The 16693-nt window shown below is 35.9% G+C and carries 8 protein-coding genes; all 8 read right to left on the reverse strand.

The features are described from left to right. Window positions 1–59 precede the first annotated feature (59 nt). The 8 genes from BUA98_RS10895 to pruA all read right to left on the reverse strand — a co-directional run bounded on the left by BUA98_RS10895 (window position 60) and on the right by pruA (window position 16322). Window positions 60–1325 (reverse strand): TlpA disulfide reductase family protein, encoded by a 1266-nt coding sequence (locus tag BUA98_RS10895; RefSeq protein ID WP_086065257.1) that lies wholly within the window; start codon window positions 1323–1325, stop codon window positions 60–62. 376 nt (window positions 1326–1701) lie between these two features. Then, window positions 1702–3147, reverse strand: coding sequence for a RagB/SusD family nutrient uptake outer membrane protein (locus tag BUA98_RS10900; RefSeq protein ID WP_159433462.1), 1446 nt, complete (start codon window positions 3145–3147; stop codon window positions 1702–1704). Window positions 3148–3218: 71 nt separating this feature from the next. Beyond that, window positions 3219–6677 carry a SusC/RagA family TonB-linked outer membrane protein gene (locus tag BUA98_RS10905; RefSeq protein WP_072972392.1) on the reverse strand — a complete coding sequence of 1153 codons (3459 nt, stop codon included), beginning with the start codon at window positions 6675–6677 and terminating at the stop codon, window positions 3219–3221. Between the two features lie 96 nt (window positions 6678–6773). Continuing rightward, complete coding sequence (locus tag BUA98_RS10910) at window positions 6774–7961, reverse strand: FecR family protein (protein ID WP_072972395.1); 1188 nt, start codon at window positions 7959–7961, stop codon at window positions 6774–6776. 168 nt (window positions 7962–8129) lie between these two features. Continuing rightward, window positions 8130–8699, reverse strand: coding sequence for an RNA polymerase sigma-70 factor (locus BUA98_RS10915; protein ID WP_072972397.1), 570 nt, complete (start codon window positions 8697–8699; stop codon window positions 8130–8132). Window positions 8700–9473: 774 nt separating this feature from the next. After that, window positions 9474–12254: a pyruvate, phosphate dikinase gene (gene ppdK, locus BUA98_RS10920; protein WP_072972400.1), complete on the reverse strand. Its 2781-nt coding sequence runs from the start codon at window positions 12252–12254 to the stop codon at window positions 9474–9476. Window positions 12255–12798: 544 nt separating this feature from the next. Next, on the reverse strand, window positions 12799–14319 hold the full coding sequence (locus BUA98_RS10930; protein ID WP_072972406.1) for an aminotransferase class V-fold PLP-dependent enzyme: 1521 nt from the start codon (window positions 14317–14319) through the stop codon (window positions 12799–12801). Window positions 14320–14696: 377 nt separating this feature from the next. Continuing rightward, window positions 14697–16322, reverse strand: coding sequence for an L-glutamate gamma-semialdehyde dehydrogenase (pruA, locus tag BUA98_RS10935; RefSeq protein WP_072972409.1), 1626 nt, complete (start codon window positions 16320–16322; stop codon window positions 14697–14699). Window positions 16323–16693: the final 371 nt, after the last annotated feature.

Below are 16693 nucleotides of genomic sequence, written 5' to 3' on the forward strand. Positions count from 1 at the left end.
TTTTTTTTCTTTTTAATCTCACAGAGTTTAAACAAACGCTTTGTACAGGAAATCCTTATTTACTTTTGTTTATCAAATTCGTTACCATACATCTCGATAAGCCTTTTATCCATAAATGATCCTCTCATTTTGGTCGTAACAATTTTGCCTGTAGGATCTATTAAGAAACAGGTTGGTATAGCACGAAATTTATACGTTTTAGTCAGATTTCCAGTAAATGCCTGCAAGTCGGAAATTTGTACCCATGGCATATTCTCCTCTTTAAGTGCCTTCTGCCACATTTCTTTGTCATTATCCATAGAAACACTCACAATTTCAAAACCTTTTGGGTGATATAACTCATAAATCTCTTTTAAATGGGGAATATCAGCTCTGCAGGGATGACACCAAGATGCCCAGAATTCCAGCAGAACATATTTTCCTTTACCCAGGTAATTAGAAAGTTTCACATCGTTTCCATTGTTGTCTTTTAAAGGCAGATCAACATATTGAGCACCAGGAGCAATATTTTTTAATTCCTCAATTTTCAGTGCTGTTTCTTTTCCTAGTGGGGTTGCCTTAAGTTCACTTGTGATATGAGAACTAATTTCATTCAATTCTGAAAGGCTAAACCTTGAAGCTTCCTGTGTTGCAATTGTTAAACCTACACTATTGGTAAGATTATTTTTTACAAAATCCAGGACATATGCATTCGTTTTGTCATTATTGGCTTCCATTCTTGTCACAATATCAACACCTTTTAAAACAGGTTGTTTAGCTGCTCCTTTCTCTGGATTTAAATATGGCAAGTACTCCTCGTTAAAAATTTTATCTCCTTGCCCTGCGAAAGGTTCAAGACCTTTTGCATAATTCATATAAATATCATTGCTTTTAGAACCGGTAACCGTTATATTACTGAAAGAAAATCTGCCGATATTAATTAGATTACTTGCCAAGGGAATACTGTCAAGGGTAGCTTTAAGCTCAATCTCTCCGTTCTCTAAAAAGACCGGTACAGACGCCTGATAATTAGGCATATTAGGGTCATCAGCCTGCTTTTTACTATTGATAACAACAAGATATAATTTAGCCTGGGGTAGTTTTCCCGTAAATTGGAATTTGCCATCCTTGACCTCAGTGCTGTCTGTTATATCACCTGTGGAAAATACAGACATAATTAGATTTTCAGTTACAGGCTTTAGAAAAACTTTGGTCCCATTAGCAGCGCCCGGTACAATACCTGTGAAGGTGTACGATGTCTGCTCTTTTTGACAACTGATCATTAGAACAGCCAAAAGGGCCGCAAATAAACTTGATTTTATATTAATTTTTACTCTTTTACTCATGGTCGGTCTTTTTATTTTTATTTTTAGTTTATTTCATTTAAATCGGTACCGCATACTCTTTAAAACAAAACCCTGTGCTTGCTTAAACCTGCTCTTTATCTTAACTAGGCAAAAATTGGGATTCAGAATGCCAGATACTATACGAGAAATCACGCAATAATTGACATTTCTTAGGACTATCATATCAGTATTTGGCCATCATTCTACAACAATCTATCCCTTTGTCTACAAAATATTTGAAAAAATAGACATCTCAGAGCACTATAAATAACAGTGCAGCATCACAGCATTATACAATATTGTATATGCTAAGTAGATAATAAATGATGAGAAAAAAAGGGCCTTCAGCGTCCCGAAGGCCCAGTTATGTTAACTTTTAATAAGTTGGATTTTGCTTGATTATTCCTTTACCTGTTTTAATTGAAATAGCAGGAATCGGAAGAATAAACTTATCAGAATTCGTAGCTGTAGGTTTTACATCAGAAGCCTTGAACCCGGTACCAAATCCATCAGCATAATCATAACGAACCAAGTCAAACCACTCTTCTCCAAATTCAGTACCTAGTTCCATCATTTTTTCAATTCGCACAGCTTCTAAGAATTGCGCATAGGAAATAGATGATGGATAAGTTACGAATCCATTGCCACCTGTGGTAGTTGCGCCTGACCTTATTCTAATCGCATTTAAAGCTGTTAATGCATCTGCAGGAACACTATTTGTGCTTCTTGCCGCTGCCTCTGCGTAGATCAAATACATTTCGGCCATACGAAGGTAATAAAGAGTATCAAAAATTGCATCAGGTCCTGTGAACTGGGCAAACTTCATATTTCCGTTTATACCAGCGCCTTGGAATATATAAGTACCAGTCTCCATAAAAGGAATTCTGTTTTGATCATATTTAATAACCTGTCCACCTACAGTCATCGAACCATTTTTAGCCAGATTGTAGTACCAGTCCGAAACTCCCGCAAAAACGGACCAGAAAGCCCCATTACCCAAAGTTTCATTATCATCAGCATAGATAGAAAAAAGGGACTCGGAATTTTTAATGGTATTGCCTGATCTATGATTAAAAAGTTCTGTGAAGGTAGGAGTTAAGGCGAAATTTGCGCCGGAATTCTGCATTACATCTTTTGCCAAAGCTGCCGCTTCTGCATATTTCCCCATATAAAGAAGTACTTTTGCTTTTAAACCTTTAGCAAATGTTTTATTAACATAATACTTTGTTCGTAAGGCCGGGGCAGATGCAATACCATCATCCAAATCCTTTATGATAGCATCGTACGTTTCACCAACTGATATCCTAGGGTGTACTGTTGCATCCCTTGCAGGCTCTAATCTCACATTGACTCCATACTCAGAATTAATATCATAAAACTGCCCATACAGACGAAGCAGGTAAAAATGCCCCACTGCTCTTAGTATTTTTGCCTCTCCAACAATCTCAGCTTGACGGTTATCGTTTACAAAATTATTAGCAGTTAATTTCTCGACCCCGCTTATTACCCAGTTGGCCCTGTTAATCATAGTATACTGTCCTGCATAAATGCCGGCTACTATATCACCGTCAGTAATCGGATTATTAGCCATAAGAGAATAGTCTTCGGCATATAAAAATGCCGGATAACCGCCCGCATTTATACCGCTTAGAGTACTTCCAATCATAGAATTTTGCGGATTTGCTCCGCCTTTCTGCTGCAGAATTGCATAAACACCGGTCAGTGCAAGTTCAGCTGAGGACTCATCCGATATTGCAGTTTCTGCAGGCAGCGAATAAAGTGGTTCATATTCGTCCAAATCTTTGGTAAGATCGCATGACATAAAAAACACGGAAAAAAAACTGACAGCAATATATAGGTTGTATTTTGATTTCATTTTCATCTTTTTTTAAATTAGAAAGTCACGTTTAATCCAACTGTTATTGTTTTAGCCAGTGGATAATTAAATGATTCATCTCGGTTCAAATCAGTAGTTGACCCACCGCGAGGCTGAAAAACTGACTCCGGATCTCCTCCGATATAATTGCTAATTACAAATAAATTATTACCCAGTAATGACAGTCTTATGTTGCTTATACCAGTTTCTTTAAGCCATTGAGATGGAAAATTATACCCTATCGATGCAGAGCGCAGACGGATATAAGAAGCGTCCCCTATATGTCTTGAATTACCATACAATTCATTTGCTGCACCTACCCTTGCATATTTGGCATCGGGATTTTCTGGTGTCCAAGTATCATATATTAACGTAGTAGTATTTATACCAGGAGAAACAGCATTTGTGAAATTACCAACTGTTACCAGTTTCTCAGCTCCTTGCTGGTATTGAAAATTAAATCCAAAATCAAAATTTTTATAACTTATGGTATTGTTCCATCCTCCGAAATAGGTAGGATTAGGACTTCCTAAAGGAATTATGTCATTAGTATCTATTTTTCCATCCCCATTTACATCCTTGTAAATAAAGTCGCCAGGCTGGTTCAAACTTTGGTAATACGTTCCTGTTGGCGAAGCAGTATTTAAAGCATCGATCTCTGCCTGATTCTGCGCAATTCCAAGTACGTCGTACCCCATGATAACTCCAATAGGCTGACCTTCAGTAATTGCTGATATATTTCCAAAAGCGAAAACAGAGCCACCATTTAATCGGTCAACATTATTTTTAATAAAAGAAATATTAAATGACGAATTCCATCTAAAATCTTTACCTCTGATAATATCACCACCTACTGTGACTTCCCATCCTTTGTTACTTACATCTGCAACATTTGAATTGTATGAAGAAGTTCCTGTTTCAGCTGGTACAGGCGTATAAAGAATAATTCCACTTGTCTTTTTACTAAAATAACCAACTTCTGCTGTCAATCTATTGTTAAAGAATCCTAATTCTGCTGCTATATCAAGCTGAGTTGTTTCCTCCCATCTAATATCAAGATTAGGTAGTGAATTAATTGCAATACCATTAATATCAGCATAAACTGATTCTCCTCCTGGAAGTGATGACAGATAAGCCAAATAAGAAAATGATCCCAAGTTATCTGATCCTGTCTTTCCAAGCGACGCTCTTAATTTTAACTGGCTCATAACATCATTTTTGAAAAACTCTTCATTGTGAACATTCCAAGCCAGAGCACCCGATGGGAAAAATCCATATTGGTTATTTGTTCCAAATTTTGTTGATCCATCACGTCTTGCCGTAAAAGTAGCCAAATAACGATCTTTGTATGAGTAATTTACCCTTCCAAATAATGAATTTAATCCGTTTTCAATAGCCTCACTAAAAAAGGTTGTAGCACGGTTAGCCGAACCTATATTTGTTAAAATAAAATCATCCGGGAAGCCTGCATAATTTTGTTGTGCAAGTTCAATGCGGGACTGATCCCATGAAACACCCGCAACAGCATCAATTCTATGTCCGCTCTCAAAAGTTTTAATATAGCTTAAAGTATTACTAAAAGAAGTACTATAACCTCTATTATGTTGTACGCTCAGTACAGCATCAGCAGTACCGCTAATTGGGTTAACCACTGCACCTCTTGAAAATGAGGGATCAAACTGGGAAGTTTCATCACTATTTGAGGCAGCACTTAATAATGATTTAAATTTTAGGCCCTCAATTATCTCAATTTCCGCGTATAAAGTTCCAAATACATTCTGGCTTAGTGTTTTATTACTAGCAAGTCCCTCACCTCCTACCGGATTTCGCGTAGTCGGATTAACTCCATATAGAGCAGGTACAGTTGTATATTCGCCATTTTCGTCAAAGACAGGAAGATCAGGTCTGAAATCCCCTTGTAGAAGTCCCTGTATATCTGAACTTTTATTAATTGAATTATTATAATTAATAGAAGTTCCTATTTTAAGATGATCAGTTACATTTGCATCTACATTTGCTGAAAAAGTATATCTTTTAAGTTTGCTTCCAATCAGCATACCTTCCTGATCAGTAACGTTTCCTGAAGTCATGTAAGTGACCTTATCACTACCTCCCGAAAGGCTGAAGCGGTAATCGTTCCAAAGTGCATTTTGGTTGCTTATTTCTTTCTGCCAGTCAGTATTGGCATTTCCATAATAAGTTCCGGCCACAATACTTTGATCATCAGGGGAACCGGTACCGGCATCAATTCTTTTTTGAGCCAGATCGATATTGAATGCTCTGAATTGGTCAGCACTTAAAAAATCTATTCTTCTAGTTGGATTTTGAAAGGTTGAATTAGCCGTAAAGGTGAACTGTGGTTTCTGTCCCTTCTTTCCATGTTTAGTTGTAATTATGACAACTCCTTTAGAAGCTCTTGATCCATAAATAGCAGCTGCGGAAGCATCTTTTAGAATATCAACACGTTCAACATCATTAGGATTAATAGCCATTAGTGGATTTTCACGTTGTCCTGTACTTCCTAAACCTCCATATTCAAAACTTGGATTAAGCTGTATAGGCACGCCGTCCACAACATATAAAGGTTGGTTATCTCCTCTAAGATCGGTAAGACCTCTAATATTTATAGAACCTGAAGAGCCTGGGCGTCCGTTAAGTGCACTCACATAAACTCCACTTACCCTTCCTCCAAGCGCCTGATCAATACTTTGAGTTTTGATCTGAGCAATTTCCTCAGCTTTAACAGAACCTACCGAGCCTGTTAAGTCTTTCTTTTTAGTTGTTCCGTATCCTACAACAAGAACCTGTTCTAATTCGCTTGCCTTTTCACGAAGTTTAATATTAAAAACCTTTTGGGCACCGGTTATACGCTCCGTATATACCTCAAAACCCATGCCTGCTGCATAAATAAAGTTTCCTGTTTCTGCCTTTAAAGAGAATGAACCGTCAAAATCAGTCGCAGTTCCACGGATCAAAAAATCTTTACTAATTTTCTCCCCTTTTACATCGCCTGTAGTTGAGACATAAACAGTAATACCCGGAATTCCCAATCCAGCGGCATCCGTAACTTTACCTGAAATGTTTATTTCACTTTTTTCCTTAAGTTTTGGCAATTCACTAACAACAATTGTATTATTATTGAAGCTATAATTAAAATTTCCTTGTGAAAGAGCTTTTTTTAATAAAACATCAGTCTGAATACTTCCTTTCTCAAGATTGACTTTAGGGTAATTTTTGAACTGTTCAACCTGGTAAATAAAAATATAGCTGGTTTGACTCATTATCAGATTAAAAATCTCATCGACGCTCATGCTTTTATTTTGGTCTATTTTTATTTTAGCACTTTGTGCTGCAGCATTATATGGTAATAACCCAAAAATGGTAATACAAATTAAAAATACAAGATTGCGAAAGGTCTTTATTTTTAAAATTTCATTTCTGCGGTTAAAAAAAACACTGGTTAATTTATTTTCCATAAATTTGGTTGTTCTAATTGGTTATAGCATTAATTGATTAGTCATTATTAAGGGGATAAAGCATTTATACTTTGGTCGGTCTAAACTTTGTTCCCTTTAATTCTTTATTATTATCTTCTTCTCTTTTATTTCATAGGCATTTATAAATTTAGTTTTCTTAATTAGGGTTAGTATTTCTTCAATATTTTGGTTTTTATTTAACACGCCTTTGAATTCAATATTTTCAAGTCTCTTATCTTGAAATACAACATCTACATCATACCATCTTGAGAGTACCTGCATAATTTCTTTTAAAGTTTTGCTCTGAAAAGCAAATAATCCTTTTTTCCATGCTGTTTCAGAATAAACATCAACCTCCGCAATCACTCTGTTTTTATTACTTTTATTTAAAATCAGTTGTTGATTCGGTTTTAACATTTCCTTCTTATCCGCAATATCAACTGCAACCTTGCCTTCTACTAGAGTAGTGTAAATTAGATCTTCATCTTTATATGCTTTTATATTAAATTGAGTACCAATAACCTCGACTTCCTGAAGACCAGTCAGCACTTGAAATTTTGCACCTTTATGGGCAGTACTCGGTGACACAGTAAAATATGCCTCACCATATACCAATTCTACCTTTCTGGTTTCTCCTTCAACAAATGAAACCGGATATTTAAGCTTAGACTCAGAATTCAGCCAAACTTGGGTTCCGTCAGCTAATTTTAAAAAAAATTCTCCACCTCTAGGTATACTCAAATAATTGTATACTACTTCGCTTTTTGCTTTGTTCTCCTTATTATAAATTAGCTCTTCGCCATTACTAACCAGGTTTTTTGCCGTATATGATTTCCCCTTTTCAAGAACAATCGTTGTACCATCCTCTGTAGTTAATGTAGCTTTGTCTGTACCGATTTTAATATCATTATTTACAACAATTGTTTGAGGGTTTTTAATTTTTTGCAAGTTATCATCATTGTAAACTGCATTAAAAAAAACAAAAAGTAAAATTGACGCCGCCACACTAAACTTGAATACATTACTTCTAAACAATCTAATTACCTTAGACTGCTGAGGCTCTTCATCCTGGATAGCTTCTAAAATATTGATAAGCATCCTGTGCTTAATAGGATCCTCCGGACCTAATTCGTCAACCCAGTCGTTATCCTGCTTAAAACTATGGTAATAGTTTACAAGCAGTTTAACCTCTTCCAAAGATATTTTACCATCAAGATATTTTTCAATAAGCTCTTGAAAATCTTGTTTGTTGTAGTTAGTATCCATTGATTTTTGTTTGTTCATTATAGTGTATATTAGTAGAGTGTAGGTAAAAGAAGGTATCCCCTAAAAAAAGAGATACTTTTTCATATTTCGCAGGTAATTATATATAAAAAAGGTTAATTATGATGAATTTATTGTAAACAATACGTAAATTCTATAATAATTCAACATTTTAGAATTAACTAGGTTTTAACGTATAAAATGAAGTATAATTTCGATCGCCATTACATTCCCTAAAGCATCGCGCAATACTTTAAGTGCATTGGTTATGTGATTTTCAACTGTTTTAGTCGAAATACCAAGCTGCTCGGCAATTTGTTTATGGCTTAATTGTTCATTTCTGCTAAGTTTAAATACCAGTTGGCATTTATCAGGCAAGCTCTCAACCAATAGTTTTACCTGTTCTTCTAATTCTTCATGAATCATTCTGGTTTCAGGTGTGGAATATTGAAACCTCCCGTTAATATCATCATACAATTCAACGCGCTCGGGCTTTTCCTTTCTAAATTCGGAAAAAGCTTTGTAGCGTACGCAAGCATAAAGATAACTATTGAAAGAAACTTTAATTTGTAGTTCCTCTCGCCTATTCCATATCTCTATGAATATATCCTGAATAATTTCCTCACATAATTCCCTATCTTTAAGCAAGAGGTATGATGAAGCAAAAAGACGTTTCCAATATGTATCATACAGTATTGTTAGCGCTTTTTTATCGCCCCCTTTGAGGCGTTGAAGTATTTCGTCGTCTGTAATATTCATTCTGTAATACAAATATTTTTGCAATTTAACCAAAAGATAACAATTTCAACACTTTTTCTTCTTTCTACAAATAAATTTCTTGTTTTTTTAAGAATTCTCTATCAATAACACCTCTAAAGAATGTATTATTTCCATTTTCATAAATTAAAAAGAATATTTTTTTATATACTGTTCATAATCGTTGCTTTAGATTTGGTGTGAAGCAGAGGGTTCTGACTAGGTAAAATCAGAAAAAAACCACTTTAACATTAATATTTAAAAATTTGATGTTGCGAAACATTCTGAAACAGCAGGTCTACTTTTTTTTAAGTCAACAAAAGTCGATTTAAAATCCATTATCGTTATCAAGGCAGGATAAAAACTAACTACAATTAGAATTTTATTTTTATTATATTTTAGAGAAAAAAAATGAATTCAAATTACTCTAAAATATATAATTAAGCACTTCACGAAATATCATTCAAAACATTTGTTTTAACAAAAACAAAACGCTCCTTACCTAAGGAGCGCTTGTAATTTACTTATTTATAACAACTTGTAAAATTAAGTGATAGATTAAAAAAATACTTTCTAAATACATTAATCAATCATATAATACAGAGAATGGTAGAACATTGATTGTCCGTACTTTTTACTTTTTCATTATGATCTTAAATTGACTTTACAAGCCAAATACTAACCAGCAGCACCAGCAGACATAAATATTGCTTCACCAGCAGAAATTAGCCTATTTGGGCACAAAATAATCGTCTAGAAACTGCCCTAAATAATTAATCATATTTCTAAGAGCTCAGGCTGACTGTTGAATGATTCTGATTCTATCTGTTTATGATTTTTAATTGCTGCCTGAGCTGCGGCAAGTCGAGCAATTGGAACTCGAAAAGGAGAACAGCTCACATAATCGATACCGATACTATGGCAGAATTCTATAGAGGATGGATCTCCCCCATGTTCTCCACAGATTCCTAATTTAAGATCAGGTCTTTCAGACAAGCCTTTAGCAGCAGCCATTTTCATAAGTTGCCCTACACCTTTTTGATCCAGCACCTGAAAAGGATCATTTTCTAAAATACCATTTTCAAGATAGAACGGAAGAAATTTACCAGTGTCATCTCTTGAATAACCAAAAGTCATCTGTGTAAGATCATTTGTCCCGAAAGAGAAAAATTCAGCGCTACGAGCAATTTTATCGGCAACAAGAGCGGCACGAGGAACTTCTATCATCGTTCCCACTTTATAATCTATGCGCTGGCCATATTCACGAAAAACCTGCTCTGCTGTTTTATTTACAATCTTTTTTTGCATTTCCATTTCGGCAGGAGTTCCTGTCAAAGGAATCATAATTTCCGGGAAAGTCTTTATAGCTGCTTTTTTCAGATTCAGAGCCGCTTCTATAATTGCCCTTGTCTGCATTTCTGAAATTTCTGGATAGGTATTGCCTAAACGGCATCCTCTGTGCCCCAACATTGGGTTAGACTCATGCATAGTTCTTATTTTTTCCTGCAACACTGCAACCGAAATATCCATCTCTTCTGCCATTTCTTTTTGGCTTGCTTCTTCATGAGGAACAAATTCATGCAAAGGGGGATCTAATAAGCGAATAGTAACCGGTAGCCCTTCCATAGCCCAAAGAATTCCTTCTAAATCCTGACGTTGCATCGGAAGCAGTTTAGCAAGCGCTGCATTGCGTCCAACTTTATCTTCTGCTAAAATCATCTCACGTACAGCTTTTATTTTATCTCCTTCAAAAAACATATGTTCCGTGCGGCACAATCCAATTCCCTGCGCTCCAAAACGTCTTGCTGCTTCTGCATCCTGAGGTGTATCAGCATTGGTGCGAACTTTCATTGTAGCATGATTATCGGTCATATTCATCAATGCATCAAAGTCGCCGCTTAACGTTGCCGCAGTTGTTGTAATCTGTCCTTTATAAATTTTTCCGGTAGAACCGTCAAGAGAAATCCAGTCCCCTTCCTTAAGTTCAATATCACCGCATTTCAGAGTACGTGTCTTATAATTAATTCTAAAACTTTCTGCTCCTGACACGCAGCATTTTCCCATCCCTCTGGCTACAACCGCAGCATGTGATGTCATTCCGCCTCGAGCCGTAAGAATGCCTTGTGCAGCTACCATTCCTTTTAAATCTTCCGGTGAGGTTTCTAATCTTACCAAAACAACCGTTTTTCCTTCCTCTGCCCATTTAACAGCATCTTCGGCAAAAAACACAATCTGACCAGAAGCTGCACCGGGTGAAGCTGGAAGTCCCTGTCCTAAAACAACAGCTTTTTCCAGATTATTTTTTTCAAAAACAGGATGTAATAATTCGTCTAGTCGCTCTGGCTGTACTCTCAACAAAGCTTCTTTTTCAGTCAAAATTCCTTCTTCAAACATTTCTACAGACATTTTAACCATTGCCGCTCCGGTGCGTTTTCCATTTCTGGTCTGTAACATCCATAACTGACCTTCCTGAATTGTAAACTCAATATCCTGCATATCTCTATAATGCTCTTCAAGTCTTAATCCAATATCCTGAAGTTCCTTAAAAATTTTAGGCATGGTTTCTTCTAATGAAGGAAATTTTTCAAAACGCTCATCCTCTGAAACTCCAGCTGAAGTCGCCCATCTTTTGGAACCTTCCAATGAAATTTGCTGAGGCGTGCGGATACCGGCCACCACATCTTCACCTTGTGCATTGATTAAATATTCACCATTGAAAATATTCTCACCTGTACTGGCATCACGGGTAAAAGCTACTCCTGTTGCTGAATTTATTCCCATATTACCAAATACCATTGCCTGAACATTTACAGCTGTTCCCCAATCTTCCGGAATATTATTTAACTGACGATAATAAACAGCTCTTTCATTCATCCAGCTATCAAAAACTGCTGTAATTGCTCCCCACAACTGCTCCCAAGGATCTGAAGGAAAATCTGTTCCTGAAACCTTTTTAACCATAGATTTAAAAAGATAAACTATTTCTTTTAAATCCTCGGCTGTGAATTCATTATCCAGTTTTATGTTTTTTACTTTTTTTAATTCCTCAATAATTTCTTCAAACGGATTTTTAGCTTCTCTGTTTAAAGGCTTAATGTGTAAAACGACTTCACTGTACATTTGAATAAATCTTCGGTAAGAATCCCAAACAAAACGAGGATTTCCTGTCTTGTTTGCTAATCCCTCTGCCGATTTATCGTTCAATCCTAAATTTAATATCGTGTCCATCATTCCGGGCATAGAAGCCCTTGAACCAGAACGAACAGAAACCAGAAGTGGTTCTGTATTACTGCCAAATAAGTTTCCCATTTGGCTTTCCATTTCTGTGATAGCCGTTTGTACTTCATCTTTAATTCTGTTTAGAACTATTGAACGCCCACCGGCAGAATAGAGTGCGCACATTTCGGTACTTATTGTAAATCCCGGAGGAACCGGCATTCCCAAAAGATTCATCTCACATAAATTTGCTCCTTTGCCTCCAAGAAGATCTTTCATCTGGGCATTCCCTTGCGCTTTTTTACTCCCAAAAGTGTATACTGTTTTTTTTGTGTCAGTCATTGTTTAAGTTATTTAGTGTGCTGATTTTTAAAATGATTTAAGAGTCACGAAATCGATATAGTTAAATAGGTTAAAAAAAATATGAATTACTTCATATTTTTTTTATGCGTTTTCTAATTAAGAAATGCCTTAACTATAATTTCGTTTTTTCAAAAGTTCCGATACTTCCATAGAAATAACAGTTCTCTTACAAAGTGTAAAATCATTGATAAAATTCGCTGCACCAATAGCTCTTTGACTACTACAGTTTTTTTTACAAATTCCGTTTCTGTACGGAATCTTCCCAGTGCAATCTCTCCTCTATTTGCAACTGGCATTTTAGAAATTATTCTCATCGTAATAATTTAAATAAAATATTAAACAAATTTTATAGTACTGAATGCAATGTAGCTTCTAAACGCTTTATTCTTAATAAGCAAAAAATTTTGTCAGGCTCACTTTCCGATAAATTTTATTGCTATAAACAAAACATTATCCGCAACTCATTCAATATGTATCTTTTCCAAAATTAGTAATTCTTATTTATAATACTAATTAAATAGCTTTAAGCAGTGAACCAATTTTTAATAATATCTTTTTCAACTGACTCACCTGCCAGATGAATAAAGTCGTTCTTTTTATTATCATAACAATAAGCAGTCTGCCAGTGCTCAGTATTTTGTGCAACAAGCGCAATAGCATCACATATATACTCAATCTCTTTATTAGTCATAGTTGGATGAATTGACATTCTGATCCAGCCTGGACGCTCAGCCAGACATCCGCCTAATATCTTCTGCTCGATTGATTTTGACAGTGACACATCTACATTCAATAAATAATGTCCGTATGTACCTGCGCAAGAACAGCCGCCTCTAGTCTGGATTCCAAAACGATCATTTAACAACCTTACAATCAAATTATAATGCAGATTTTCAATATAAAAAGAAAATACTCCAAGACGATCTGTGTTTTTTGGTGCCAGTATCTGTAGGTTTTCTATTTTGGAGAGCCTTTCAAAAATAATTGAATTAAGTTCATGCTCTCTTTCCAAAATATTCTTCGTTCCCATCTGCTCTTTCAGTCTAATGGCCATAGCTGTTCTAATAGTCTGAAGAAACCCTGGCGTACCGCCGTCTTCTCTGGTTTCTATGTCATCAATATAATCGCGATCTCCCCACGGATTGGTATACGATACAGTTCCTCCTCCCGGATTGTCAGGAACCAGATTTTTATACAGCTTTTTATTAAAAATCAATACGCCGCAGGAACCTGGTCCCCCAAGGAATTTATGAGGTGAAAAAGTAATGGCATCTAAATACTCTTCTTCTTTTCCAGGGTGCATATCGATATCTGTGTAAGGCGCTGAACAGGCAAAATCTACAAAACAAAGCCCACCATGTTTGTGCATTATTCCTGCTATAGCATGATAATTGGTTCGTATACCTGTTACATTAGAACAACCCGTTATCGCCGCTATCTTTATAGGTGTATCTTTATAATTCTTAAGCAAATCTTCAAGGCCAGTCAACGAAGGCAAACCATCTAAATCAGCCGGAATAACCTCTACTCTTGCAATAGTTTCAAGCCATGATGTCTGATTGGAATGATGTTCCATGTGCGAAACAAAAATAATAGGTCTTAACTCCTCAGGAACAGTAGTATGCTTTCTTAAGTTTTCATTGACTTTTAGTCCTAAAATACGCTGAAATTTATTAATCGCGCCGGTCATTCCTGTTCCTTCCGTAATCAATATATCATCTGCCGATGCATTTACGTGGTCTTTGATAATTTGTCTCGCATCATGATAAGCATGCGTCATTACAGAGCCGGTAACAGCTGTTTCTGTATGGGTATTTGCCACGTAGGGTCCAACTTCATTGAGCAGCTTTTCTTCAATTGGTCTGTATAATCTCCCGCTGGCGGTCCAATCTGCATAAATAATTTTCTGAATCCCGTAGGGAGATTCAAAACTTTGTTCTGTTCCAACAATTCCATTGCGAAATGCGCTGAAATAAGATTCCAGGTTCACTATTCTCTCGGAGAATCCTGAATTATCTGTTGTATCGATATCTTTTAATTTCATTTACTTCGTCCTGTGTTTTTCTTATTTTTTAAAATTTCAAATTAATATAGATCAGTATCTTTAATTTTAAAATCAAATAATTTATAATTCAATATGACATAATTATTAAAGTGCGAATGTAAAATATCACATTCATACACTGTGTGTTTTTTGTCACAGTTCTACAAATATTATTCTCCTATATTTCAACCACTTAAAGACAAAATAATTATAGTACTATTACTATAATAATTAATTTTTTTTTCAATTCTTTATTCAACTATTTTTTGGCAGAAAGTTATCATTAAAAAAAATTCCCAAGAATTAAAAATAATATGATTCTTGGGGTTTTCTTATTAGTTTTACCACTATTATATAAGGTAGTACTAAGAAAAGTGTTATCCTAAAAATGGATATCTGTAATTTTCAGGAGTAACAAAAGTTTCTTTAATGGTTCTTGGAGATACCCAACGCAATAAGTTTAATACAGATCCAGCTTTGTCATTGGTTCCTGATGCTCTTGCGCCTCCAAAAGGTTGTTGGCCGACAACTGCTCCTGTAGGTTTATCATTTATATAGAAATTACCCGCAGCATTTTCTAATGCTTTCGTAGCATATTCTATAGCATAACGATCCTGGCTTATAACAGCACCCGTCAAAGCATATTCAGAAGTAGAATCAACTAATGCTAGGGTTTCTTCCCATTTTGCATCTTCATAAATATAAATAGTCAAGATTGGTCCGAATAATTCAATTTTCATCGTACAATACTGAGGGTTAGTCGTAACGATAACAGTAGGTTCGATGAAATAACCAACAGTTTTATCGTATTTTCCACCTGCGATAATTTCGGTATCAGTGTCTTTTTTAGCCTCATCAATAAAACCAGCCAGTTTATCAAACGAACTCTCAGAAATTACAGAAGAAACAAAATTAGCTGTATCTTGGGGCGATCCCATTTTCATTGAAGCCAAATCAGCTACTAACAATCTTTTAACTTCAGGCCAGATTGATTCAGGTATATATGCTCTTGAAGCAGCAGAACATTTTTGTCCTTGGTATTCGAAAGCTCCTCTTGCAAGTGCCGTCGAAACTTGAGCCGGAATTGCTGAGGAGTGCGCTATTAAGAAATCTTTACCTCCCGTTTCACCGACAATTCTAGGGTATGTTTTATAATTACTGATATTTTGACCGATTTTTGCCCATATATCATTAAATACACGAGTTGATCCAGTAAAGTGCACTCCGGCCAAATCACGGCTCGCAAGAACTGTTTCAGATATCATCTCGGAATTACCATATATTACATTGATAACTCCGTCTGGCAAACCAGCTTTTTTGAAAACTTCTACAATTACATTGGCAGAATAAATTTGTGCCGCGCTTGGTTTCCAGATTACAACATTACCCATTAAAGCAGGAGCTGCAGGCAAATTACCGGCAATTGCTGTAAAGTTAAATGGGGTAATAGCATATATAAAACCTTCAAGGGGCCTATGCTCTAGCCTGTTCCAGACTCCTTCTGAAGAAACTGGTTGCTCTGAATAAATTTGTGTCATAAATTGTGCATTAAAACGCAGGAAATCTATAAATTCACAAGCAGCATCTATTTCAGCCTGATGCACTGTTTTTGCCTGGGCAATCATAGTTGCGGCATTTATCTTTGCACGGTAAGGCCCGGCAATTAATTCAGCTGCTTTTAAAAAGATTGAAGCACGATGCTCCCATGATAAAGCAGACCATTTCTTTTTCGCTACTAAAGCTGTAGCAATCGCTTTTTCAACATGTTCTTTACTAGCTTGATGGTATTGGCCAACAGTATGTTTATGATCAAAGGGAGGCTTAATTGGTTTGATATTTCCTGTCCGGATTTCTTTTCCTCCTATATATAAAGGAACGTCTACGCTTTCATTGTACATTTTTTTAAAAGTAGCTAAAACTTCCTCTCGTTCAGGACTTCCGGAGGCATAGGACTTAACAGGTTCGTTAATCGCTTTAGGTATGTTATAAATTCCTTTTGACATGATATTTAAATTTGATAGTTAGACGAAGTATGATTTAGAAAATTCTAATATTTAAAAAAACTAATCTCCACAACTTTTGAAATTCTCTCCGATCACAACAATCACCCTAAAATGATGCGACATTGCCATGTTCTCTTCCAAGATCTGGGACTTCAACAAGTTTTGAGTTTAAAATAATTTTTAAAGAAAAAGGATTGCCAAAAGAAGTTTAGGTCTGTCTTAGGGTCTGATGAAGCTATTGGATAACGCGCTGACTTATCTAGCAACGCGCATTGCGCGGCCCCCACCGCTTGCGGCTGCTATAAGCATCAGCGGGTATCCTATAGTTCTTAGACTCACTTCCGATCGCATAAACCATTAAAAAGTAATCT

Source organism: Flavobacterium saccharophilum (genome assembly GCF_900142735.1).
Lineage (GTDB): Bacteria > Bacteroidota > Bacteroidia > Flavobacteriales > Flavobacteriaceae > Flavobacterium > Flavobacterium saccharophilum.